We start from the raw sequence: 22,858 nt of genomic DNA on the forward strand, positions 1-22,858 counted from the left end.
AAGCAATGGGAAGGGTAAAACTCTTGCCCGTGCGCAAATCCGTCCATCGTCTGCGACGAATTTTCAAGATCACCTTATGGCCTCGAATAGGGAAGTCGGTTATATTAACTGCTTCCATGAACCCCTTGGACTCGAAGGTGGCATTACCTGACAAAGTCTTGTCCATACGTTCGTCAAGACTAATATGAAACTCAGGTCCAACCTCGCAGACAGAAACGATAGTAAAATAATCTAATATTTGAGAAGGCAAAACAAGAGTTGCCAAGGTGCGTAACATTTTTTCTTCCATAATGCGAAGGTCGGAATTATTAAGATAAATAACAAATTATTCCCCCATTGATTTTCTACTGAGCCGATGTGAGACTGTTCGATCTGTCGCATCAACAAAAAATTGACACATCAATGAATAGTGATGTGTCAATTTTTGTTGGAAAATTAAACAAGTTAAACTCTTTAAATGGATTTATAACCTGTAGTACAGTTTTTTCTAATCAGGTCTTTCAAACTTAACTCCTTATTGCCATTGGCCTCGTAGGCCTCACGCATTTCTTCATATCCTTCCAATTCTTCTTCAGAGTGGGAGAAATCTATTACTTTATTTTTACCTTCGGCAATTGCCCAGCCTATAAATGCTATCACAAACAATGCCAATAATCCAATCAATGGTGTTGTCATAATGATTATTTTTTATTCTGATGCAAAATTACGTTAACTTTATCAAAGAGCCAAATTTTATTAAAGTTTTTATTAACTTTGTAGTTGAAAGAGCTCTTGAAATGTTCTTTCATTATAGAATAAAAATGAAAATATGACGAGAAAAGACCGATATGATTACATTTTAGAATATTTTCGTCAGAAAGTAGGAAAGGTATCCACTGAGTTGATGTTTGGATCTTCTTTTCAGCTTTTATGCGCAACCCTTCTTTCTGCACAATGTACAGATAAGCGGATAAACGAAATAACCCCCGCTTTGTTTCGTCATTTTCCCTCTGCGAAGGAAATGGCAAAGGCCGAGGTGGATGATATATTTGAATTTGTGAAATCAGTGTCTTATCCTAATTCCAAGGCCAAACATCTTGTAGAAATGTCAAAAATCTTGGTTAATGATTATGGAGGAGAAGTTCCGTCAGATCCTAAAGAACTTGTAAAATTACCAGGAGTAGGTCGCAAGACAGCAAATGTTGTACAATCAGTTTGGTTTGGCAAACCAACTTTGGCAGTTGATACCCATGTCTATCGGGTAAGCCATCGTTTGGGGTTAGTACCTAAGGAGGCAAACACACCCAGAAAAGTTGAAGATTACCTTATGAAAAATATTCCTTTAGACGAGGTGTCGTCAGCTCACCACTGGCTCCTTCTTCATGGTCGATATATTTGTAAAAGTGCGCGTCCAAATTGTAATAAGTGCCAATTTGAGTTTTTATGTCCCAAGTTATTGGATGCAAGTAAACTAACATGATTTAATTTATGAATACGACTCGAATTTTAGGATTCTTGAATGATGTTGCAGCAAACAACAATCGCGATTGGTTTCAAGAGCATAAGCTTGAATATGAAACGGTAAAAAGGGATTTTGACCAAGGAGTTGGGGCTGCCATCAAAGCTTTGTCGACTTTTGACGATGAAATTTCTCATGTTCAGGTAAAAGATTGCACTTATCGCTTTTATCGTGACATTCGTTTCTCCCCTGATAAAAGTCCTTATAAGCGACATTTTGGAGCCTATATCTGTGCAAAAGGGCGCAAGGCTTTGCGTGGAGGATATTACATACATGTACAACCTGGCAATTGTTTGGTGGCTATTGGGTCTTATTGGTTGCCGACCAACATTCTGACATCTTGTAGAAATGAATTAATTGCTAATATTGAGGATTGGAGAAAAATAGTGGAGTCGGGAAAATTTATCAGCACTTTTGGATATGCCAATGAAGGATGTTGGGAAGATGGCTGCGTGTCGCCCAAAGGATTTGGATTAGCAGCTTTAAAAACCATTCCAAAGGGTTTTCCTCGTGATTATGAATTTGCTCAATATCTTCGCATGAAAGATTATTGTTGTTGGCTGAAAGTTCCAGATAATTTTTTTGAAGGCGGCAAATGGGAAACTAAATTTATAGACATCTGCAAGACAGGAAAACCAATGATGGATTTTATGAACAATGTTATTGATGACTATGAATAGAGGGGAGCGTAAAGTAAACTGCTTTATACTACAATAAGATTAGTTTTACACAGTTTATTTTTATTGTTGCTTTCGAGTGAAGTTTTGAGAAGTTCATATTAAAAACCTACAATTTCTAATCAGAAATCCATTTCCGACAATATTTTTTGTAAATGATTGAAATTCAATAGAAAAACTATTGCAGTACAAAGGGTTAGGTTTTTAGTGGTAAAAGGTAAGCTTTGACCATTCAAAATGTCATCTTTGAGATTCCTAATATTTACCATGTTGTCTTTTCGAAGAGATTATTCCTTTGCACATCACAATTTTGTTTTATGAAATAATAAGACCAAGACTTCATATTCAATATAACGTCTTGGCCTTATTTAAACTACTTATCTCTTAAGCAGTCTACAACAATCTGTTAGTTAGAGATTACACAAGAAATATTCTATCTAAACTTTAGGTCGGCTCTTCCTCTCTTGCTCAGTAATAAATCCATGTTGATAAGCATAAAGTAGTTCCTCCAAGGCCTCAATTTGCAGTTTCAATTCTGTACCCTTGTCCATGTCGGCTACTTTAAGTCTGCGCTGATTCATCTCCACAATCTGAGTTGTGCTGACAATGTCAATACCTCGTTTGATGGCATCTTCTTGTGAGGCAAATGGTTCATGTTGAACTAACTCGAAGCCACGTGAGTGATAAACGAGTGTATACCCAGCAATTCCTGTTTCCTTGTGATATGCTTGTGAGAATCCGCCATCAATCACCATCAACTTTCCATTGGCTTTTATTGGTTTTTCTCCCTTTACTACATGTACAGGCACATGGCCATTGATAATATGCCTATTGGGGCCTTTAACATCAAACTCATCCAAGATAGAATCTGCTATTTCTTCTTTGTCGCGGAAACCGAAATAGTATCCCTTTACTTCGTTATGTGTTTCTTTTTCTTTGATGAAGTAACGTTCAAAAGTTGTCATTTTTGCCTTATCGAACAACGGACTATCAGGTCCACACCACAGATATAGGAAATAGTCGATAGCATACTTACGTTCCTTAAGATTCTCTGTATCCATTTTTGGCTGGAAGGCCCTGTGAATAATGCCACTTATCTTATGAAGCAATTCCTTTCCACTGGCGAAGATTTTAGGAAAAATTTCAATTTCTTTGAATGTGCCATCTTCATTCAATGGGATGGAAGCATGATAAAGCAGATTGTTGTTTACTACTTTATACATAGATCCGTGCCGTAGTTGAAGTAAGATATGCTCACGAAGTTTTTCACTACCCGTGAAAGAATGATGGAGACGCTCCATTAAAGCCTGTTCTTCCAGCGTCAGTTTGTCCGGATGTTTTGGGTCAATGGTTGGGAAGTGGCAAGAGGATAATTTATATTCATTGCCGTCTATCTGAATTGTTCCCCTTTCATAATCAATCTTTTCATACAGCAATCGATTCTCCATTTTCCAGAAAGGGTATCGTTTAATCAATTGGCTTTCAATCTTAAACTGTATGATGCTGATAGCTTTGTGCATTCGTGCGATTAACAATGTGCTCTTGTCATCGATCGAATCAGGCTGTGATATTTTAGGTTTGAATTCCTTACATGGATCATCTCCGTAAGTATCCATGGCAAATGTAGCCAATTGGATGAGGTTGATTCCGTAGCCATCCTCAATGGTGTCCATATTATCATAGCGAAGGGCTATTCGAATGACATTGCAAATACAAGCATCATTACCAGCACAAGCTCCCATCCATAAGATGTCATGGTTGCCCCATGTGATATCCCAAGTATGATAGTTCTTTAAAATATCCATTACGATATGAGCTCCGGGGCCGCGATCGTAAATATCACCCATAATATGGAGTTGGTCGATAGCCAATCGCTGAATCACCTTGCTTATAGCTATGATAAAGTCGTCGGCTCTACCAGTAGAGATAATTGTCGAGATTATCGTACTTACATAATCTGTTTTGTCTTTGTCATCGGAATGCTCGTGAAGAAGCTCTTGAATGATATAGGAGAAGTCAATAGGGAGCGATTTGCGAACTTTTGAGCGGGTGTATTTGCTTGAAACATCCCTGCATACTCTTACAAGTTGGTGAATGGCGATGTGATACCAATCATTTAATTCCTTTTCCTCCTGTTTAACCAATTCCAATTTTTGTTCTGGGTAGTAAATCAGAGTACACAAATTCCGCTTTTCAGACTCTCGAAGAGTATCTCCGAATATTTCATTTACCTTTCTCTTAATGTTGCCTGAAGCATTTTTCAAGACATGTTGGAAAGCTTCATGTTCTCCATGAATGTCTGCCAAAAAATGTTCAGTTCCCTTAGGAAGGTTCAAAATGGCTTGCAAATTAATGATTTCTGTACTTGCATCTGCAATCGTAGGAAATGATTGCGAAAGTAATTGAAGGTAACGTTCATCCTTCTTTAAGTCATACTGTTTAGGCATAGCACTTTTCCTTTGTTAGTAATTACGTGATTAGTATTTTTCGATGTCGATTATATTTTGTTTAAGTTTTTGGGTTTGCATGTCATCAAGCGGCTGGAAAGGTAAAAAACCTTCTTCCAGAAACAAAACGTCAGAGAGTATTTGAAGCAGGCGGCGTGCAAATCTATAGATATTCATTTTTCTAAGAATACCCTGCAACTTGACTTCATCATAATCATTCGATTTAATGTACAGATACAAATCTGCCAAATGATGCAATGTGAATTTTCTACTATTCAACAAGTATTTAGAGTTGGCAAACATGATGGATAGAGCTCGGAGCTCTAGCTCACCATCGACTATGGCATCCTCAATTCTATTTTTAACAAGCAAGTCCTTTGCTAATATCTTGTCGGAATTTAGATTGCCGGTCTTTTTGGGATTTAACGGCGAATACCTCCAAATCTTGTTAGTATCTATATCAGGGCATGATAATTGAAGTCTTTCTATTCCCAAATTTACCTTTTCTCTAACATCTTCATCGTCAGAGTATAGCAAAATTCGTTGCCATTGTTGCGGATTAAGTTTTCGCAATTCTAACAATTGCTCACTCTTTAGTTGTTTGGATTTACCTTCCAGTTGTATTCCCACATGAAGCAAACTGTTCAAGCTATTCATTTCCACATTGGTCATTAATCTCCTATAACCGGTATTGATTATTTTTCTGTAAATTTCAATGTGTTGCTCAGCCATGCTGTCTTGGCTTGTATTGGAATTTAATATGTGCGCAGGGACATAATCAACTCGATCTTTCCATCCTTTTTTAAAAAATTCTTCCCTTTCTTCAACATTTGTGACTAAAACTGCATCAATTTGTTTCACCATCTTAGTTTGATAGTAAAGCAATTTGATGAATTTTGAGCTGGGTTCCTCTTTTGTTCGATTGAAATCTGAAAGCGTCCAATGTGGCGATAGAATCGTAAAACATCCTTTGCGCTTGGCGATCTTCATGCATTGGTAAGCTTTATGGCTCCAGCAGGTGTGAATATGCACAATGTCAGGTATCTCTTCGTTCAGATATGCTGCAAATTCTCTTTTACTCTTAAATAATTTTACCTTTGCGTAATTGCTCTCAGCGAAAACAAGTTGAGATAGATGGTCAGATAAGAGATCACCTTGCTTAAAGTTTTCTATGTAATGAACTATGAGCATCTATATTTTATGAGATATAAAATCATATTTGTTGGCACGCCAGTATTTAATCTTATAGCTGAGGTTTTGCCAAATAATTCTTAGCTCGTATGGGACAATCTTCCATGCTGGAATGTCTTCTTCGAATTGTTTAATAGCCTTATTGCCAATGAATGTCCGGAGTATAATTGTTACAAAAAGGACTGTCATTGCCACAATAGTCAAAAACCAATGCTCCTTTAATAAGGAATAGCTTAATACAAGTATCGGTGTTAGATAACTAACATGCATGATACTTTGATCAAGGTTGAATAATAATCTATGTCTAAAACTTCTTCGAAGATGTTTTCTACTTTCCATATAATAAAGATGTTTATTCACCCACAGCTTCTTGGGAGGAGTTTGTTCTATGAGTGTTCCATATTTGGAAATATCTATGTCGATTGTCCCTTTCCTCCCATATTTATTAATAATGAAATCATATTCTCCACGTATGAATTTCAAGTTTCCGCGAAAGCCATCTTGTTCTATAAACTCGCTCTTTCGGAAAAGCAAAGCGTTAGAATTACATCCATATGGCATACCCTTTTGGTATTCTCTTATGAGATATAATGTTGTTTGCAAGCGCTCGAACTTCCAAAAACTCGGTGCATCATCTTCGAATTTAGTATAACCGACAACGAGATTATTTGTCTCACGGCAATGACAGGCCAACGTTGAGAGCCATTTATTAGATTGCGGCATGCAAGAAATGTCAGCAATCATTACCCATTCGTTCTTAGCAGCCTTTACTCCCAGTGTGATTGCCAATTTCTTCCTACTCATGTATTTTGACGAACTGGGAATAAATGTCGTGTATAGACGAGGATTAGAAGAATGACTCTTTAGAATATCTTCAGTCTCCGTATCCCCTTTGGGGGCAACAACTATTACTTGAAAATTGCAATGATTCTGATTTAAATATAACTCAAGGTTTCTTGAAAGCGATTCGGCATCATTGTTTGGAGTAAAAATAATAGAAATCGGTGTTAAATTCTTTTGAATTGTATTATTTATTACTTCTTCCTCATCGTCATTGTCGTCACATTCTTCAGTAGTTTGGTCGAGATTATCTTCATCAAATCCTGCATAGCGCGTTTGTTTTGGCTTACGAAAAAAGGGATTGATGATAGGGGATAGTAGTGCTAAAAATAAAAGTACTACTGATATTATAATTGATATATTGTCGATATTAATCATATTAATTTTTGTAATTTAGAGCATCGCAAATTAATTTGAGTGCTCATAAAGAACGTGTTTAACGTGTAAAAGACGTGCAAAATCAACTCTTACATTCAACCTTTATAGAATCTTTGATATCTGACATGTCCACACCATTATGATCTATCAGGTTTATATCACATAATTTAGTCTGAAAAGGTGGCCTGCTTTTTCTCAAAGGATAGGATGGCTATTCTTTCCGAATGCCATTTCCAATATTTTGAGATATTTCTTAACAGAAAAGTTTGTCAGAGAGTGCTTGCAACGCACGCTTTTTATCGACTGCCCTAATCAGAAATGATATATTGTAATTACTTCCACCGTAGCTAATCATTCTTACAGGGATATCTTTCATTGTCTCCAACGTGATTGTTTCATATCCGACATTTCGCCAATCGAGATCACCAACTACGCAGACAATACACATATTTGTATCGATAGAGACGGTTCCGAACAACTTCAACTCATCAACAATGTCTGTAAGATGGGCATCATTCTCTATTGTGATTGACACTCCGACCTCGCTTGTAGCTATCATGTCCGTGGGAGTTTGGTAGCTTTCGAAGATTTCAAATATCTTTCGCATAAATCCAGATGCTCCAAGCATACGGCTTGATTTTATCTTAATCGCCGTAATATTATCTTTAGCTGCAATAGCTTTGATTTTTCGGGACGCCAAAACATTGTTGATTATTGTCCCTTCGGCATCAGGCTCCATCGTGTACTTCAGGCGGACGGGTATTCCAGAATATTTAGCTGGTTGGATACAGGTTGGATGGAGAATCTTTGCGCCAAAATATGCAAGTTCCGATGCTTCCTCAAAATTAAGTTGCCGCACCGTCTCCGTTTTATCCACTACACGTGGATCATTGTTATGCATGCCATCAATGTCTGTCCATATTTGGATTTCCTCTGCTTCAATAGCTGATCCAACAAGTGATGCTGTATAGTCCGAACCGCCCCGTTGGAGATTATCTACTTCTCCGTAGGCATTGCGGCAAATGAAGCCCTGGGTTATATAAATCTGATAGCCCTCATTCGCTTTCATAATGCTAGACAATTTTTCCTTTATATAGGTAGAATTGGGTTCTGCATTCTTATCAATGCGCATGAAGTCTAACGCTGACAGTAGAATCGTTTTGAACCCTTGCTCAAGGAGATAGTTGGTAACCATGTTGGTAGAGATTATCTCTCCCTGTGCAACAATGCTCTTCTCTTCAAAGGAAGTGAAAAGATCATTTGTGAAAGACCTTATATAATTAAATTCCTGAAAGAGAAAATCCTTGGTAATAGTCTTGTACTTCTCGGTGGAATAAAGTTCCTCAACGTGCGATAAGTACTTTTCTTCCAAATCATTGATAACCCGATTTGCATCATCTGGATTTTTTTTATAAAGATATTTTGAAATCTCAACGAGTGCGTTGGTTGTCCCGCTCATGGCCGAGAGAACAATAAATGTTGGTTCACCTGATTTTGTTACTAAAGAGGCTACTTCTTTCATCCGCTCTGGTGAGCCAACAGAAGTTCCTCCAAATTTCATTACTTTCATATTATCGGGTATTAAAAGGCAAGTTATAAACTAAATTTCTGGCACTTCCTCATCGTCAGAAAAGTCAAGTGGGTCAACGATAGCCTCAATTGGCATATCCTCCTCACTTAGATTGCTTGTGTCTGCTTCACTAGGGATAAGGCTGAAATCGTCGTCTTTACATCTATAAACCTTCCCTGGAAATTGTTCCAACAAATGAATATTATGTGTTGACATTATAACAGTAGCACCATCTTGACTTGCTCGTTTTAAGATACTTACAATATTTGTAGCTGTCTCTGGGTCCAGATTGCCAGTTGGCTCGTCTGCGATGATAATTTTAGGATTGTTCAATAATGCCCTTGCAATAGCTATACGCTGTTGTTCGCCACCAGAGAGTTCGCTCGGCATCTTGTCCTTTTTATCTTGCATTCCCACCTCATCAAGTACGGCAAGTATCCGATTATTAATCTCTTTTCGATTTTTCCAGCCGGTTGCTTTCAATACGAAATACAGATTCTTGTAAACGCTTCTATCATGTAAGAGTTGGAAGTCTTGGAAGATAATGCCCATTTGCTTTCTTAAGGCGGGGACATAACGACGTTTCATAGAAAGTAGAGATATGCCAAGAACCTCTGCTTTTTCAGCATCTTCTTTATCTACATCGAGTTCGCAGTAGATAGTTTTGAGTAGTGAGCTTTTTCCAGAGCCTACTTTACCGATGATATAAATAAATTCACCTTCTTCTACTTGGAAATTGACATCCTTCAAAATAAGGCGGTTATCTTGATAAATATTTACGTTACTATAATCTATTAACATCCTTTGTAAAATGAGTTATTACCAAATAATATATCTTATGATTCAAAATAAAATAATTGTATGATAAACAAATGTATTTTACCAAAACCAAAAGAAATAAGCAGTTACGTCTTATATTTCGCAAAGTTACTAAAAAACTTTCAATATTTTCTCTTTTGCTGAGTCGAAAATGATAAATAAAGTCTTGTTGTTATTTAAATACTGAGTAAGCATCCGATATAAACCGTCTTTCATAATAACAAATATTTGTTATTTGAAGGTAGTATTTTTATGTGTTTCTCCTCCTTTATATTTAAGACAGGTTTTGAAAGGATTTCCTTCATCGATTTGTATGCATGCTTCCTTGCAACAAGCTGTGAAGGTCTAGATAATAGCATTGTTCACTACTCCCTCATTGGTATCAAAAAACAGATTTGCTCTTTCATCCTGGCGTAATGGGTCTGATGGTCTGTTCTATATTTTCTAACCAATTGGATAGCTTGATTTTGAAAAGACTTTTTTTCTAAAATTATTTTGATTGTTGTGATTTTTTATTTAACTTTGCTTCCAGTAATAATTATAAAGAAGTTCTTTAATTTTAAAATTAAACTATTATGAAAAAGAGTTTACTACTTGCAGTATCATTGCTTTTCAGTTTGACTACTATTTTTGCGCAAAGGGTTACCGTTCCCGAACCAGAGTTTGCAGATCAAACTTATTTATTAACTTCTGACACCACTTACAAATTATTGCCACGAGAGACAGGTGTCATTAAAACGAAAGCTGGCGCTTCGTTATATTTGACAGGTATTGGTAAAGTGAAAACGCGTCTTACGCTTCCCGGAAAATCGTCTAATATTTCCATACCTACAGGACAAGTGCGATTCATTATAAAGGCTGCCAACAACGATACTGATCCCTCTTCATTTATCAACATTTTTCCTTTCGAGATTAAAGGGAAAGAGCGCAGAGCACAACTCGCTGAGGCCGGTACTTTCTCTGCTACGAAATCTAACTCGTTGGGACAAATAGATTTAAAGGCTAAAAAGTACGGAGAGAGTTCTTAATATATTGTAATAGACAACTTACAGCCTGGAGAATACGGAATCAACTTAGGCGACCCAGATAAACTGAATGAAAAAAATAACATGAAAGTTACAACATTCAATGTGAAATAAATATTGTTTTAAACGCTATTGCATTCAAAGTAATGGCATTTGTAAGAAAAGAATCATAAAACCTCTGCAAAGCTCTGATGAAACATATCTTTACCACATAACTGCTGATAATCTGGTTTGTTTTACAACAAAGATAGTTTTGCAGAGGTCTCATTATATCAATTATTTTTATATTTTGCGAAAGCCCTTAATCCGAAAGACGATTTAGATATTGCCGAAATGATGCGATGTACTTATATGTAAGTATATCGGCCTTCAACTGGTGTTGGATTGAAAAATATTTACAACTCATACTTCGTTTTAAACTTTGTAACTCTCTGTTAGTTATTATGATAACTTTTGTATCTCAATAGCTGACGTTTCATTGTGCTAAAGCTAAGCTTTTTTCAGATGATTGTTGACCTATTACGTTGCATATCTCCATCAATAGAGGAATAATTGTAAAAATATTTTTACAATTATTTTTTTTGAGAAAACTGGCGGATGGTATCATATTTGTTTGGAATACTTCGGTTGATGGATTTGATAAGAATAACTAAGAATATTCTTTTTTCTGTGTGTGTAACAAATTATCAATAAAAACAACTATCTTTGCAAGTTGAAAGCAATAAAACAGAACAACATGTTGGAAGTAAAGGTTAAAGATTCGGTTATTAGAAAGGCTGTTGAGACGGGTGAAGATTCGTTCGTGCAAGTTTTTATCGATGCAATCAACGAGGCTATTGGCGGAACTCTGACTTCGGAAAATATGCAAGAGCTTACCTCAGATCAAATTACATTACTTGGTTGGAGTTATCTCCATGAAGAGGTAATGGATGGTGGCTACATTCAATTAATACACAATGGCTATGGTGAGTTTATCTTCAAAAATCCATTTGCTGTAGCTTTGCGCAACTGGGGATTGACAGATCTTTACTCGCATATTCGTAAGACAAGAAAATATTACGATAAATATCACGAGAAAATAACGATAGATATGACGGATGATGATTTTATGGCACTCTACGAACAGATGCCTGAGTTTGATCATTCGGACGATGATTTTGTTGTAAGTGAAGAGGAGTGGACCTGTAAAATAGCTGAATATATTGATGAACATATCGAAGATTTTGTGGTAGTTGAAGAATGAATAAAGAAGAACAGGAAGTAAGAAAGAAGTCGCCAGTGCAGATTCGCAACAAAAAAGCTTCTTTTGAATACTATTTTATTGATACATTCACGGCCGGCATAGTGCTCACCGGTACAGAGATAAAGTCGATCAGAGCCGGTAAGGCCTCTTTGGTCGATACTTATTGTATTGTCAACCATGGCGAATTATGGGTTTCCGGTATGAATATTTCTCCTTACTTCTATGGATCTTATGCCAATCACGAGGCCAAGCGTTTGCGCAAACTGTTGCTTACGAAGCGCGAAATCAAGCGTTTGGAGGAAGAAGCAAAGACCCCTGGCTACACAATTGTGCCTACGCTAGTCTTTATCGATGGCAATGGTAGGGCTAAAATGGATATAGCCCTTTGTCGTGGTAAGAAAGAGTACGATAAACGCCAAACTCTTAAGGAGAAAGAGGATAGAAGAGAGATGGATAGGGCTATGAAGAGATTCTAATGCTGCGTTGTGAACGATTTGCTCAGAATGTATATTTAGAACTCTCAGTAACTTCCACTATTTCTTTGAATTAGTTTTTTCAACTCATACATTTGTTTTAAATCCTACCATTCAAATAATCTACATTGAAATTAAATTGGGTTAATTCCTTTGCAATAAATATAATAAATATTACTTTTGCACAAAAGTTTATACGATATAAATGATACTGAAAAAGAAAAGGTGGCATTGCATAAAAGGACAAGAGCCAACAGAAATGGATTTGAAGATAATGGCTTTCGAAAAGAAAGGCAAACTTGTTCCTACCAGAGATTTAATCAAGACACCCGAACAAATAGAGGGTATCCGTAGGGCTGGAGTAGTCAACACGGGCTGTCTCGATGCTGTGGCAGACGCAATTCATGTAGGCATGAGCACGCAGGAGATTGATGATATTTGTATGCAATTTTGTAAAGACAACAATGCAACTCCAGCTTGTTTGAACTATGAGGGTTACCCTAAGAGTGTATGTACAAGCATCAATGAGGTTGTGTGCCACGGCATACCTAAACATGATGAATTTTTGCAGGAAGGTGATATCATCAATGTTGACATGACCTGTATCGTCGATGGCTATTATGCGGACGCCAGTCGTATGTTCATCATTGGAAAGACTACTCCTGAAAAGGAGAAGCTCGTTAAGGTAACAAAAGAATGTTTGGAAATAGGTGCTCAGGCAGCAAAGCCCTATTCCTTTGTCGGTGATATCGGACATGCCATTCAAAAACATGCGGAGAAACATGGCTATGGCGTGGTTCGAGATTTATGCGGGCATGGTGTAGGACTTGATTTCCACGAAGAACCCGAAGTACTTCATTTTGGCTATGCCGGTACTGGTATGCTGCTGGTTCCTGGAATGGTGTTTACCATTGAGCCTATGATTAATATGGGCACTTGGAAAGTTTTTCTTGACGCAGACGACCCTTATGGATGGGAGATCATCACAGGCGACGAACAGCCTTCTGCACAATGGGAGCATACTTTCTTAATGACTGATCATGGGGTTGAGATATTAACTCATTAGCAATCAGAGAAATGAAGGGATGAAAAATCAAGATGTATATATATTGGGCATAGAGAGTAGTTGCGATGACACGAGTGCTGCCATTTTAAAAAATGGCATAATATTAAGCAATGTAACTGCCTCGCAAGATGTACACAAGGCCTATGGAGGAGTTGTTCCAGAACTGGCTTCACGTGCGCATCAACAGAATGTTGTACCTGTTGTTGATCAAGCAATCAAACGTGCCGGAATAGTCAAGGAACAGTTATCGGCAATCGCTTTCACAAGAGGTCCGGGCCTGATGGGAAGTTTGTTGGTCGGCGTAAGTTTTGCCAAAGGTTTTGCCCGCTCGTTGGGCATACCACTTATTGAGGTAAATCACTTGCAAGGCCATGTACTTGCTCACTTTATCAAAGAAGATGAGAAGGACAATCATATGCCTCCTTTCCCGTTTATTTGCTTGTTGGTTTCGGGTGGTAATTCACAGATTGTTAAGGTAAATGCTTACAACGATATGGAAGTGCTCGGACAAACAATTGATGATGCGGCAGGGGAAGCTATAGACAAATGCTCGAAGGTAATGGGTCTTGGGTATCCTGGAGGTCCCATTATCGATAAGTTGGCACGCCAAGGCAATCCGAAAGCCTATAAATTTTCTGAGCCGAATGTTGCCGGTTACGATTACTCATTTTCTGGTCTGAAGACCTCTTTTTTATATAATTTGAGGGAATGGGTAAAAGAAGACGCTGATTTCATAGAACACCATAAGGAAGACCTGGCTGCCAGTCTTGAATACACAATAGTAGATATATTGATGAAGAAACTCAAACGGGCTGTCAAAGATACAGGAATCAAGCATGTGGCTGTGGCTGGTGGGGTGTCTGCAAACAATGGATTGCGGAATTCATTCCACGAACATGCTGCTAAATATGGATGGACCATCTATATACCTAAATTCAGTTATACGACTGACAATGCTGCGATGATTGCATGTGTCGGAACATTCAAGTATCATGACAAGATATTTGCGTCCATCGACTTGCCAGCATATAGCAAAGTAACGTTTAATTAATATCCAGAATTTGGTCAAAAATAAATAGAAATGGAATTTGAGAGTAAGATTATTTCTCGCCAGATAGGCGATCTTCTATATGCTTCGGGACTGACATTGGGAACGGCTGAAAGTTGCACCGGTGGCAGAATCAGTGAAGCCATCATTGCTATCCCTGGAGCATCCAATTATTTTAAAGGTGGGATAATTTCATATACCGACGAAGTTAAAATCCGAATTTTGGGCGTTTCAGCCGAGACTCTTAGAGAGAAATCCGCAGTCAGCGAGGAAGTGGCTCGTGAAATGGTTGCAGGAACTTTGAAGGCGCTAGATGTAAATTTCGCAATATCAGCAACTGGGGTAGCAGGACCTGGTGGCGGTACAATTGAAGCACCTATAGGTACGATATGGATTGGCTATGGAGATAAAGACGAGATTAGGACTTTCAAGCTAACTGAAAATTACGGTCGAGATATAAATCTTGCTATTGCAACAAATAAAGCGATGCGCTTGATGTTGGATTTCCTGAATGCCAAACTTTCAATCGAGCCTTAAACTCAAAAAAAAGCTTAAAACCGTTGATTATCTTGTGCTTTTCTTTGCGCGTTTAGTTTTTTTTTGTAATTTTGCACCCTGTTTGGAATAGGTATCAATTAACGAATTACAAAACTAAAGATAGAAATGTCTAAGATTTGTCAAATCACCGGTAAGAAGGCACAGATAGGTTGCAATGTGTCTCACTCAAAACACCGTACAAAGCGCAGTTTTGATGTTAACCTCTTCAGCAAGAAATTCTACTATGTAGAAGAGGGTTGCTGGATTTCATTGAAGATTAGCGCAGCTGGTCTTCGTTTAATTAACAATATCGGCTTGGATCAGGCTTTGAAGCAGGCTGTATCTAAAGGTTATGTTGACTGGAAGGATATTAAAGTTATAGGAGATTAATATTCATGGCAAAAGCTAAAGGAAATAGAGTTCAAGTAATTCTTGAATGCACAGAAATGAAAAGCAGCGGTCTTCCAGGTACAAGCCGTTACATTACAACAAAGAATCGTAAGAATACTGCTGAGCGTCTTGAACTCAAGAAATATAATCCGATTTTGAAGAAGATGACTCTTCACAAGGAGATTAAGTAAGTACGTATTAATTAGTTAATAGTTAAAGTATTTAGACTATGGCAAAGAAAGCGGTCGCTACCCTCCATGAAGGCTCAACGGATGGTCGCGCATATTCAAAGGTTATCAAGATGGTAAAAAGCCCTAAGACTGGTGCTTACATCTTTGATGAGCAGATGGTTCCTAACGAAGCTGTTAAGGACTTTTTTAAGGATTAATCATTCTTACAAGATATATAAGGGATTACAATATTTTTATTGTAATCCCTTATTATTTTATATGCTTTTCATCATATCTTCTTGAGAATCATAGTGCTAAAACCTGGTATTACATATAGTTTTATTTGTTTTTTTGTTCGATTTATGTTAACTTTGCAACAAATTAGTGGAATATGGGATTTTTCGGACTTTTTAATAAAAAGAAAAAAGAAGTACTCGATAAAGGATTAGAGACTACCAAGCAGAGTGTTTTTTCAAAACTTGCACGTGCGGTTGCTGGTAAGTCAAAAGTTGACGACGAAGTACTTGATAATCTTGAGGAGATTCTTATTACCTCAGATGTAGGTGTTGACACAACTCTCAAGATTATTGAACGTATAGAAGAACGAATCGCACGTGACAAGTACGTTTCAACTTCTGAGTTAAATGATGTGTTGCGCGAAGAGATAGCCAATCTTCTTACTGAAAACAATACTGAGAATGCAGAAGATTGGGATCTTCCATCCGACCACTCTCCTTATGTAATACTTGTTGTCGGTGTGAATGGTGTTGGTAAAACAACCACTATTGGAAAACTTGCATACCAATTTAAAAATGCTGGAAAAAAAGTATATCTTGGAGCAGCTGATACATTTAGGGCGGCTGCTGTGGAGCAAATTTCGATATGGGGGGAACGTGTTGGAGTACCTGTTATTAAACAGCAGATGGGGTCCGATCCAGCAAGTGTTGCTTTTGATACTCTTCAGAGTGCAAAAGCCAATGGAGCAGATGTTGTTATTATCGATACTGCCGGGCGTCTGCATAATAAAGTTGGGTTGATGAATGAACTGAAAAAAATTAAAGATGTGATGAAAAAGGTTCTTCCAGAGGCACCTGACGAAGTAATGCTCGTGTTGGATGGTAGTACAGGGCAGAATGCATTTGAACAAGCCAAACAATTTGCATCTGTAACCCAAATTACTTCTTTAGCTATTACTAAGCTTGATGGTACGGCAAAGGGAGGCGTCGTCATAGGTATTAGCGATCAACTAAAAGTTCCTGTGAAGTATATCGGACTTGGTGAGGGCATGGAAGATTTACAGCTCTTTAATAAAGAACAATTTGTTGATAGTTTGTTCAAGCTCAATTGAATTTTCTGAAATCTTCTTTAGCTTGGGTATAGAGGTGTAATTAATGAGAAAAAATCAAATAGATATCATCACCATGGGGTGTTCAAAGAATTTGGTCGATTCTGAACTCCTCATGAAACAACTTGAGGCAAACGGATATAAATGTATGCATGACTCCCAACATCCACAAGGAGAAATTGCTGTCATCAATACATGCGGTTTTATAGAATCTGCAAAAGAGGAGAGTGTTAATACTATCCTCGATTTTGTTAATAGGAAAAACAATGGACAGCTCAGCAAACTTTATGTAATGGGCTGTTTGTCTCAAAGATACCAGAAAGAGTTGGAAGAGGATATACCTGAAGTCGATAGATTTTATGGTAAATTTAATTTCAAACAACTCTTATCTGATTTAGGCAAAGCAGAGATTCCGTCGTGTGATGGTAGTAGGAGTCTTACAACACCACATCACTATGCCTATATTAAAATTGCAGAAGGGTGTGATCGTCAATGTGCGTACTGTGCCATACCACTTATTACTGGTAAACATCGTTCGCGCCCAATTGATGATATTCTTGATGAAGTTAGTATGTTGGCAGCTAATGGGACTAAAGAGTTTCAAATTATAGAGCAAGAACTCACTTATTATGGTGTGGACTTCGATGGAAAACGACATGTAACAGAATTGATTTCTCGTATGGCTGCCATCCCTGGAGTAGAATGGATACGGCTTCATTATGCTTATCCGAACCAATTTCCAATGGATTTACTTGATGTGATTCGTGAGAAGCCTCAAGTTTGTAAATATTTGGATGTAGCTCTTCAACATATTTCTGACCACATGTTAACCCGTATGCGTCGGAATGTTACGAAAGAACAGACACTGGATTTTGTGAAATCTATTCGGGAAAAAGTACCGGGGATTCACATTCGTACTACGTTAATGGTTGGATTCCCAGGAGAAACGGAAGAAGATTTCAAAGAACTCATGGATTTCGTTAGATGGGCACGCTTTGAACGTATGGGGGCTTTTGCATACTCACATGAGGAAGGAACTTACGGGGCTAAGCATTATAAGGATGATGTACCAGAAGATGTAAAACAATGCAGATTGAATAAGCTGATGGCTTTACAGCAGGATATTTCAGCTGAAATAGAGGCCGAAAAAGTAGGTAAGACACTAAAGGTTATAATTGATAGAAAAGAAGGAGATTATTATGTCGGTCGCAGTGAATTTTGCTCGCCCGATGTTGATCCAGAAGTTTTGATAAAGGCAGGCAAACGTTTGCGAGTTGGAAACTTCTACAATGTCTTAATAACTGATTCTGACGAATTTGATTTATACGGTGAGGTTACTGTTTGTAAATAAGTTCAAGAATAAAATTACCCCAAATATGAATAATAAAGAATTTATAGCTGCCTTGGCCGATAAAACTGGCTATTCCCTGGATAAAACTCAAAAACTTGTAAAGACTGTTTTCTCTGTTATGGGAGATAATTTTGAAGTAGGAGAACCAATATTAATTAATGGTTTTGGGACTTTTGAGGTGAAGAAAAGACTTGAAAGGGTGATGACAAATCCAGCTACTGGGGTCAGAATGTTGATTCCGCCTAAATTAGTTTTAGGTTTTCGTCCAACAGCTTCTATTAAGGAAAAATTGAAGAAAGGGGGAAATGAATAATGCCAAGTACTGTTCTACAACTCATATTAGAAGAGCTATCAAAGAAAAGCGGCCTTTCTGTAAAGGAGGCAGATAGCTTCGTTTCCGCTATTTTCGAGGTTGTAAATAACGGCTTGAAAGAAGATAAGATTACAAAGGTAAAAGGCTTAGGGACCTTTAAATTATTGGCAGTAAAACCGCGCGAGAGTATAAATGTAAATACAGGTGAAAGAGTTCTTATAGAAGGACATAATAAGGTCAGCTTTACCCCTGACTCTTTTATGAAAGAGTTGGTAAATAAGCCTTTTTCGCAATTCGAGACAGTTATTCTTAATGATGGTGTTGAGTTTGAGGAGGATATTCAAAATGAAGAGAAAAACAAATCTTCTTTTAATTCGTCGTCAGACAATAATAATTTTGGTAATCTTGAAGAACAATCGTCAATTTCAGGTTGTCAGTCAGACTCAGGTAGCACCGAAACAATTTCTCCTTTAGACGAAACTGTTCAGAAAAACCAAACCTCTAAGGAGGGGGCAGTAACGGCTCGTTCTGAACCTGTCGTAAATGATGTAATTACAAAAGAAAGTACCACTGTAGCTATCGACCAACAGCAGCAAGCTTGTATGACTGATTTTTCATCAAAGATTTCTGATTTATCCGAAGAAGATAGTATTAGTTACGAAAAACAGAGCTCATCACCCGTTATGTATTCCGATGAAATTGGTGAGACAAAGCCTTTTTGTGAAAATGATATAGGGGTAACCGTAGATTCAGAAAGTAGTAAATCACAGGATAAGCCAGATGAGACAACTAATGACGGAATGTCCGATGATTCAGAGGAAATGATTAGTGATGATCATGATAATCAAGTAGAGAAAAGAAAGTTTAGACCTTGGCTAACGGTCTTATTGGCTTTGCTTTTAGTTTTATTGATCTTTGGTATCTATTTTTGGGGTAAAAGCTCACCCAGCGAAGGGCAACAACCAGCTAATAAAGTGAAAATGGAAAAGATGTCTATTCCTATTGACCATGATAATACTTCGAAAAATCTCAATTCAGAAGCTATTTTAGAAAAAGACAAAGCTGAAAATCCAAATGAAATAGATTATAAATCATTAAGTTCTGACCCCAAAATCAGATATGGCGCTTATGATATTGTTGGTGTTGAGAAGGAAGTCGTACTTAAAAAGGGAGAGACGATGTTCTCATACAGTAAAAAAACTTTAGGGCCTGATATGGTGGGGTATTTTCAAGTTTTGAATGGATCAGAATCAATGATCGAGGGCGACACTATGAAAGTGCCAATTGTAGAATTGCGTCCAGAATATAGAAGAAAGAGAAAAATGTAAATAAAATACATTTTTCACTATAACTGAAAAGTTTCTTAAAATCTTAGTTTTAGGAAACTTTTTTAATATAATTTAGTCTGTTATATTAGCTCTTATTGCGTTATTTATAGTAATTTTGCGTGATATTATTTAACGTGAAGCAATAAAATTATTTTAGTCATGGCAGAAGCTATAGATATTCGTGAACTGAACATTCGAATCGAGCAGAAAAGTGCATTTGTAACCAACTTGATGACAGGTATGAAACAAGTTATAGTTGGTCAGCAACATTTGGTTGATTCGTTACTTATAAGTTTACTTAGCAATGGTCATATTTTATTGGAAGGTGTTCCTGGGTTGGCTAAGACTTTAGCCATCAAGACCCTTTCTCAATTGATTGACTCTAAATACAATCGAATTCAGTTTACTCCAGATCTTTTGCCTGCTGATGTCATTGGTACGCAAATCTACTCGCAAAAGGATGAAAGCTTTCATGTAAAGAAAGGTCCTGTATTTGCTAATTTTGTGCTGGCTGACGAGATTAACCGTGCCCCTGCAAAAGTTCAAAGCGCGTTACTCGAAGCAATGCAAGAGCATCAGGTGACAATTGGTGACCAAACGTTTATTCTTCCGAATCCTTTCATGGTGATGGCTACTCAAAATCCAATAGAGCAAGAAGGTACATACATGTTGCCAGAAGCACAAGTTGACCGTTTCATGCTGAAGGTAATCATAGGTTATCCAACATTGGAGGAAGAGAAACTTGTGATTCGTGAAAACCTCAGAGAAAATTTGCCACAAGTTAGTGCGGTAACGACAGCTGATGAGATTTTGAATGCAAGAACTGTTATCAATGATGTTTATGTAGATGAAAAAATTGAGCAATACATAGCCGACATTGTTTTTGCCAGTCGTTATCCTGAAAAATATGGGCTTAGTGATTTAAAGCAGATGATAACCTTTGGCGGAAGTCCACGTGCGAGTATCAATCTTGCCAAAGCCGGAAGAGCTTATGCATTCATAAAACATCGTGGCTACGTCGTTCCAGAAGATATCAGGGCAATAGCCCATGATGTTCTTCGCCATCGTATAGGATTATCCTATGAGGCTGAGGCAAGTAATATCACCAGTGAGGAAATTATCAGTCAAATCATCAATAAGGTTGAAGTACCATAAGCTACTGAAAGAGGTATTTTGGCTTGAAAATGTTAATGAGACAGCAAAGCGTAAATGAACACTTCGGATATTTTAAGTAAAGTACGGAAAATAGAGATTAAGACCCGACGGCTTAGTCAGAATATTTTTGCTGGGCAGTATCATTCGGCCTTCAAAGGACGTGGTATGGCTTTCTCCGAAGTGCGCGAATACCAGTATGGTGATGATGTAAGAGATATTGATTGGAATGTGACAGCTCGTTTTCATCATCCATTTGTGAAAGTGTTTGAAGAGGAGCGCGAGATGACAGTAATGTTGCTCATTGATGTGAGTGGCTCGTTGGATTTCGGAACCACTAAGCAGATGAAAAGTGAGTTAGTTGCTGAGATTGCCGCAACATTAGCATTTTCAGCCATTCAGAATAATGACAAAATCGGTGTTATTTTCTTTTCGGATCACGTTGAGAAATATATCCCTCCCCAAAAAGGTAAGAAACATATCCTTTATATCATACGAGAGATGCTGGATTTTAAGCCAAAGAGTCAACGTACTGATTTAAAAACCGCAATTGAATTTCTTACCAAAGTAATGAAACGACATTGCACGGCTTTCATCCTTAGTGACTTCTTTGTTCGTAAGAGCTTTAAGGATGAACTGACTATAGCAAATCGAAAGCATGATGTCATAGCAGTTCAAATATATGATCAGCGGACGAAGAATCTACCCGATGTTGGTTTGATGAAGATAAAAGATGCTGAAACAGGCCATGAAATGTTCATTGATACTAGTAGTTATAGACTTCGTGAAGCTCACAATGAATATTGGTTGAAGCAGCAAACTTTGCTGAATGATATTTTCTCCAAGAGTAATGTAGATAATATCTCCATTGCAACTGGTGAGGATTTTGTCATGAAACTAATGATATTATTTTCTAAAAGAGGTCAATGAAAAGATATATTTACATATTGATTCTGATTTTCAATGCAACCTTTGCTTATTCCCAAGTAAAGGTTGATGCAATTTTGGACACAACAACAATTTTAATAGGCGAACAAACACACTGGAAAGTCAATGTTACAGCTCCCAAGGGCTCAAAAATAGAATTTCCCAAATATAAAAAATTGAAATTTGTGCCTGATGGAATTGAAATCGTTCAATACAAAATAGACACACTTTCAACCGAAACTAATGACAGCTATTCTGAGAATATTACACTCACGGGCTGGACTCCTAAGTCGTATAAACTACCGTCAATGTTTGTACAAGTCAATGGGAAAGAATATAAATCAAATGAATTAACAATTAATGTAAAAGATGTCGAAACGGATACTTTAGCAAATGCGCAAGTTCGTCCAGCTGATGATATCCAGAATAACCCATTCTCTATTTCAGACTGGATGCCTTATTTTTGGCTCAGTATTCTTGTAATTCTTCTGTTGATTGTTGCTTATTTTCTCAGACTAAGGTTACTGAGTGAAAAACCTATTATTCGACACAAGCAAAAAAGTAAAAAACAACTTCCACATGAGAAGGCATTGGATGCCATTTCAAATGTGAATATGGAATTCGAAATTAATGACAGCGAGCAGCAGAAAGCTTTCTATACTCGTCTTATCAACATACTACGAGATTATTTGGAAGATAGGTTCAATATCAAAGCCATGGAAATGACTTCTACTGAGATATTGCAAAGTCTGAAGGAAAAAAGAAATGAATCTCAAATTAATGAATTGAGAAATCTCTTAGAGACTGTTGATTTGGTAAAATTTGCCAAATATTCAACTGACAATTCTGATAAAGATAATTATCTGCAGAATGTTATCAACTTTATTGAAGAAACAAAATCTGCAGAAGTCCCAATCAAAGAAGAATTTGAAAATATCGATGTTTCTGATATAAGGTTTACTCGTCAACATAGGATGCTGAAGTTGGTTATCTCGGGAATACTCATTTTAGTCTCAATACTCATTGTGATTATAACATGGGGCGTTTACACCATTTTGGACTAAATAAAT

The 22,858-nt window shown here is 37.3% G+C and carries 24 protein-coding genes and 1 pseudogene; 18 read left to right on the forward strand and 7 right to left on the reverse strand.

The genetic code is table 11. The features are described 5' to 3' along the window. Together H515_RS0106825 and H515_RS0106830 are read right to left on the reverse strand one after the other, a co-directional pair. The coding region (locus H515_RS0106825; RefSeq protein ID WP_028901762.1) for an ISAon1 family transposase N-terminal region protein at window positions 1-289 on the reverse strand (289 nt) is incomplete at its 3' end. A 164-nt stretch (window positions 290-453) separates the two neighbouring features. Then, on the reverse strand, window positions 454-675 hold the full coding sequence (locus H515_RS0106830) for a hypothetical protein (RefSeq protein WP_025876826.1): 222 nt from the start codon (window positions 673-675) through the stop codon (window positions 454-456). 133 nt (window positions 676-808) lie between these two features. Between H515_RS0106830 and nth the strand changes: the two genes are divergently transcribed. Together nth and H515_RS0106845 are read left to right on the forward strand one after the other, a co-directional pair. After that, entirely contained in the window at window positions 809-1,459 is a 651-nt protein-coding gene (nth, locus tag H515_RS0106840; protein ID WP_025876824.1) for an endonuclease III, read from the forward strand. Between the two features lie 8 nt (window positions 1,460-1,467). After that, entirely contained in the window at window positions 1,468-2,178 is a 711-nt protein-coding gene (locus H515_RS0106845; protein ID WP_025876822.1) for a DUF2461 domain-containing protein, read from the forward strand. 434 nt (window positions 2,179-2,612) lie between these two features. On the opposite strand, the gene H515_RS0106850 is transcribed toward H515_RS0106845, so the two are convergent. From H515_RS0106850 to H515_RS0106870, 5 genes are all read right to left on the reverse strand, one after another. Continuing rightward, a complete protein-coding gene (locus tag H515_RS0106850) occupies window positions 2,613-4,622 on the reverse strand; it encodes a fructose-bisphosphatase class III (protein ID WP_025876821.1) in 2,010 nt (669 codons plus the stop codon). A gap of 30 nt (window positions 4,623-4,652) precedes the next feature. After that, the gene (locus H515_RS0106855; protein ID WP_025876820.1) at window positions 4,653-5,813 is read right to left on the reverse strand and encodes a glycosyltransferase family protein; all 1,161 of its coding nucleotides are present in this window, start codon (window positions 5,811-5,813) and stop codon (window positions 4,653-4,655) included. Continuing rightward, window positions 5,814-7,031: a glycosyltransferase gene (locus tag H515_RS0106860; RefSeq protein WP_025876819.1), complete on the reverse strand. Its 1,218-nt coding sequence runs from the start codon at window positions 7,029-7,031 to the stop codon at window positions 5,814-5,816. Between the two features lie 253 nt (window positions 7,032-7,284). Continuing rightward, complete coding sequence (locus H515_RS0106865) at window positions 7,285-8,601, reverse strand: aspartate kinase (protein WP_025876818.1); 1,317 nt, start codon at window positions 8,599-8,601, stop codon at window positions 7,285-7,287. 30 nt (window positions 8,602-8,631) lie between these two features. Continuing rightward, complete coding sequence (locus tag H515_RS0106870; protein WP_025876816.1) at window positions 8,632-9,402, reverse strand: cell division ATP-binding protein FtsE; 771 nt, start codon at window positions 9,400-9,402, stop codon at window positions 8,632-8,634. 593 nt (window positions 9,403-9,995) lie between these two features. On the opposite strand from H515_RS0106870, the pseudogene H515_RS13140 reads away from it, so the two are divergent. From H515_RS13140 to H515_RS0106950, 16 genes and pseudogenes are all read left to right on the forward strand, one after another. Then, window positions 9,996-10,559: pseudogene (locus H515_RS13140) on the forward strand (hypothetical protein). Window positions 10,560-11,181: 622 nt separating this feature from the next. Continuing rightward, a complete protein-coding gene (locus tag H515_RS0106880; protein ID WP_025876814.1) occupies window positions 11,182-11,688 on the forward strand; it encodes a DMP19 family protein in 507 nt (168 codons plus the stop codon). After that, on the forward strand, window positions 11,685-12,164 hold the full coding sequence (gene smpB, locus H515_RS0106885; protein WP_025876812.1) for an SsrA-binding protein SmpB: 480 nt from the start codon (window positions 11,685-11,687) through the stop codon (window positions 12,162-12,164). The genes H515_RS0106880 and smpB overlap by 4 nt, the downstream gene beginning before the upstream one ends. 202 nt (window positions 12,165-12,366) lie before the next feature. Beyond that, on the forward strand, window positions 12,367-13,227 hold the full coding sequence (gene map, locus H515_RS0106890; RefSeq protein ID WP_025876811.1) for a type I methionyl aminopeptidase: 861 nt from the start codon (window positions 12,367-12,369) through the stop codon (window positions 13,225-13,227). Window positions 13,228-13,246: 19 nt separating this feature from the next. Then, on the forward strand, window positions 13,247-14,278 hold the full coding sequence (gene tsaD / locus H515_RS0106895) for a tRNA (adenosine(37)-N6)-threonylcarbamoyltransferase complex transferase subunit TsaD (protein ID WP_025876809.1): 1,032 nt from the start codon (window positions 13,247-13,249) through the stop codon (window positions 14,276-14,278). Between the two features lie 30 nt (window positions 14,279-14,308). Continuing rightward, window positions 14,309-14,812, forward strand: a complete 504-nt coding sequence (locus H515_RS0106900; RefSeq protein ID WP_025876807.1) for a CinA family protein — start codon at window positions 14,309-14,311, stop codon at window positions 14,810-14,812. Window positions 14,813-14,938: 126 nt separating this feature from the next. Continuing rightward, entirely contained in the window at window positions 14,939-15,202 is a 264-nt protein-coding gene (gene rpmB, locus H515_RS0106905; RefSeq protein WP_025876805.1) for a 50S ribosomal protein L28, read from the forward strand. 5 nt (window positions 15,203-15,207) lie between these two features. After that, entirely contained in the window at window positions 15,208-15,393 is a 186-nt protein-coding gene (gene rpmG / locus H515_RS0106910) for a 50S ribosomal protein L33 (RefSeq protein ID WP_025876803.1), read from the forward strand. 38 nt (window positions 15,394-15,431) lie between these two features. Continuing rightward, window positions 15,432-15,590 carry a DUF4295 domain-containing protein gene (locus H515_RS14010; protein WP_081410132.1) on the forward strand — a complete coding sequence of 53 codons (159 nt, stop codon included), beginning with the start codon at window positions 15,432-15,434 and terminating at the stop codon, window positions 15,588-15,590. A gap of 173 nt (window positions 15,591-15,763) precedes the next feature. After that, window positions 15,764-16,720 carry a signal recognition particle-docking protein FtsY gene (gene ftsY / locus H515_RS0106920; protein ID WP_025876801.1) on the forward strand — a complete coding sequence of 319 codons (957 nt, stop codon included), beginning with the start codon at window positions 15,764-15,766 and terminating at the stop codon, window positions 16,718-16,720. Window positions 16,721-16,763: 43 nt separating this feature from the next. Continuing rightward, a complete protein-coding gene (rimO, locus tag H515_RS0106925; protein ID WP_025876799.1) occupies window positions 16,764-18,068 on the forward strand; it encodes a 30S ribosomal protein S12 methylthiotransferase RimO in 1,305 nt (434 codons plus the stop codon). Between the two features lie 25 nt (window positions 18,069-18,093). After that, a complete protein-coding gene (locus tag H515_RS0106930) occupies window positions 18,094-18,381 on the forward strand; it encodes an HU family DNA-binding protein (RefSeq protein ID WP_025876797.1) in 288 nt (95 codons plus the stop codon). Continuing rightward, complete coding sequence (locus H515_RS0106935; RefSeq protein ID WP_025876795.1) at window positions 18,381-19,709, forward strand: HU family DNA-binding protein; 1,329 nt, start codon at window positions 18,381-18,383, stop codon at window positions 19,707-19,709. The genes H515_RS0106930 and H515_RS0106935 overlap by 1 nt, the downstream gene beginning before the upstream one ends. A 159-nt stretch (window positions 19,710-19,868) precedes the next feature. After that, window positions 19,869-20,864 carry an AAA family ATPase gene (locus H515_RS0106940; protein ID WP_028901763.1) on the forward strand — a complete coding sequence of 332 codons (996 nt, stop codon included), beginning with the start codon at window positions 19,869-19,871 and terminating at the stop codon, window positions 20,862-20,864. Between the two features lie 54 nt (window positions 20,865-20,918). Then, window positions 20,919-21,791, forward strand: coding sequence for a DUF58 domain-containing protein (locus H515_RS0106945; RefSeq protein ID WP_025876793.1), 873 nt, complete (start codon window positions 20,919-20,921; stop codon window positions 21,789-21,791). After that, on the forward strand, window positions 21,788-22,852 hold the full coding sequence (locus H515_RS0106950) for a BatD family protein (protein ID WP_025876791.1): 1,065 nt from the start codon (window positions 21,788-21,790) through the stop codon (window positions 22,850-22,852). Before H515_RS0106945 ends, H515_RS0106950 begins: the two co-directional genes overlap by 4 nt. Window positions 22,853-22,858: the final 6 nt, after the last annotated feature.

The sequence above is a fragment of the Prevotella corporis DSM 18810 = JCM 8529 genome, from assembly GCF_000430525.1.
Lineage (GTDB): Bacteria > Bacteroidota > Bacteroidia > Bacteroidales > Bacteroidaceae > Prevotella > Prevotella corporis.

What these genes read in the sequence shown, in the direction of transcription:
- H515_RS0106880 (WP_025876814.1), top strand. Translation starts at nt 11,182, where the DNA reads ATGTTGGAAGTAAAGGTTAAAGATTCGGTTATTAGAAAGGCTGTTGAG.
- H515_RS0106950 (WP_025876791.1), top strand. Translation starts at nt 21,788, where the DNA reads ATGAAAAGATATATTTACATATTGATTCTGATTTTCAATGCAACCTTT.
- H515_RS0106860 (WP_025876819.1), bottom strand. Translation starts at nt 7,031, where the DNA reads ATGATTAATATCGACAATATATCAATTATAATATCAGTAGTACTTTTA.
- H515_RS0106850 (WP_025876821.1), bottom strand. Translation starts at nt 4,622, where the DNA reads ATGCCTAAACAGTATGACTTAAAGAAGGATGAACGTTACCTTCAATTA.
- H515_RS0106935 (WP_025876795.1), top strand. Translation starts at nt 18,381, where the DNA reads ATGCCAAGTACTGTTCTACAACTCATATTAGAAGAGCTATCAAAGAAA.
- rpmB (WP_025876805.1), top strand. Translation starts at nt 14,939, where the DNA reads ATGTCTAAGATTTGTCAAATCACCGGTAAGAAGGCACAGATAGGTTGC.
- rimO (WP_025876799.1), top strand. Translation starts at nt 16,764, where the DNA reads ATGAGAAAAAATCAAATAGATATCATCACCATGGGGTGTTCAAAGAAT.
- H515_RS0106845 (WP_025876822.1), top strand. Translation starts at nt 1,468, where the DNA reads ATGAATACGACTCGAATTTTAGGATTCTTGAATGATGTTGCAGCAAAC.
- H515_RS14010 (WP_081410132.1), top strand. Translation starts at nt 15,432, where the DNA reads ATGGCAAAGAAAGCGGTCGCTACCCTCCATGAAGGCTCAACGGATGGT.
- H515_RS0106900 (WP_025876807.1), top strand. Translation starts at nt 14,309, where the DNA reads ATGGAATTTGAGAGTAAGATTATTTCTCGCCAGATAGGCGATCTTCTA.
- H515_RS0106945 (WP_025876793.1), top strand. Translation starts at nt 20,919, where the DNA reads ATGAACACTTCGGATATTTTAAGTAAAGTACGGAAAATAGAGATTAAG.
- H515_RS0106855 (WP_025876820.1), bottom strand. Translation starts at nt 5,813, where the DNA reads ATGCTCATAGTTCATTACATAGAAAACTTTAAGCAAGGTGATCTCTTA.
- smpB (WP_025876812.1), top strand. Translation starts at nt 11,685, where the DNA reads ATGAATAAAGAAGAACAGGAAGTAAGAAAGAAGTCGCCAGTGCAGATT.
- ftsY (WP_025876801.1), top strand. Translation starts at nt 15,764, where the DNA reads ATGGGATTTTTCGGACTTTTTAATAAAAAGAAAAAAGAAGTACTCGAT.
- rpmG (WP_025876803.1), top strand. Translation starts at nt 15,208, where the DNA reads ATGGCAAAAGCTAAAGGAAATAGAGTTCAAGTAATTCTTGAATGCACA.
- H515_RS0106870 (WP_025876816.1), bottom strand. Translation starts at nt 9,402, where the DNA reads ATGTTAATAGATTATAGTAACGTAAATATTTATCAAGATAACCGCCTT.
- nth (WP_025876824.1), top strand. Translation starts at nt 809, where the DNA reads ATGACGAGAAAAGACCGATATGATTACATTTTAGAATATTTTCGTCAG.
- H515_RS0106865 (WP_025876818.1), bottom strand. Translation starts at nt 8,601, where the DNA reads ATGAAAGTAATGAAATTTGGAGGAACTTCTGTTGGCTCACCAGAGCGG.
- map (WP_025876811.1), top strand. Translation starts at nt 12,367, where the DNA reads ATGATACTGAAAAAGAAAAGGTGGCATTGCATAAAAGGACAAGAGCCA.
- H515_RS0106830 (WP_025876826.1), bottom strand. Translation starts at nt 675, where the DNA reads ATGACAACACCATTGATTGGATTATTGGCATTGTTTGTGATAGCATTT.
- H515_RS0106940 (WP_028901763.1), top strand. Translation starts at nt 19,869, where the DNA reads ATGGCAGAAGCTATAGATATTCGTGAACTGAACATTCGAATCGAGCAG.
- H515_RS0106930 (WP_025876797.1), top strand. Translation starts at nt 18,094, where the DNA reads ATGAATAATAAAGAATTTATAGCTGCCTTGGCCGATAAAACTGGCTAT.
- tsaD (WP_025876809.1), top strand. Translation starts at nt 13,247, where the DNA reads ATGAAAAATCAAGATGTATATATATTGGGCATAGAGAGTAGTTGCGAT.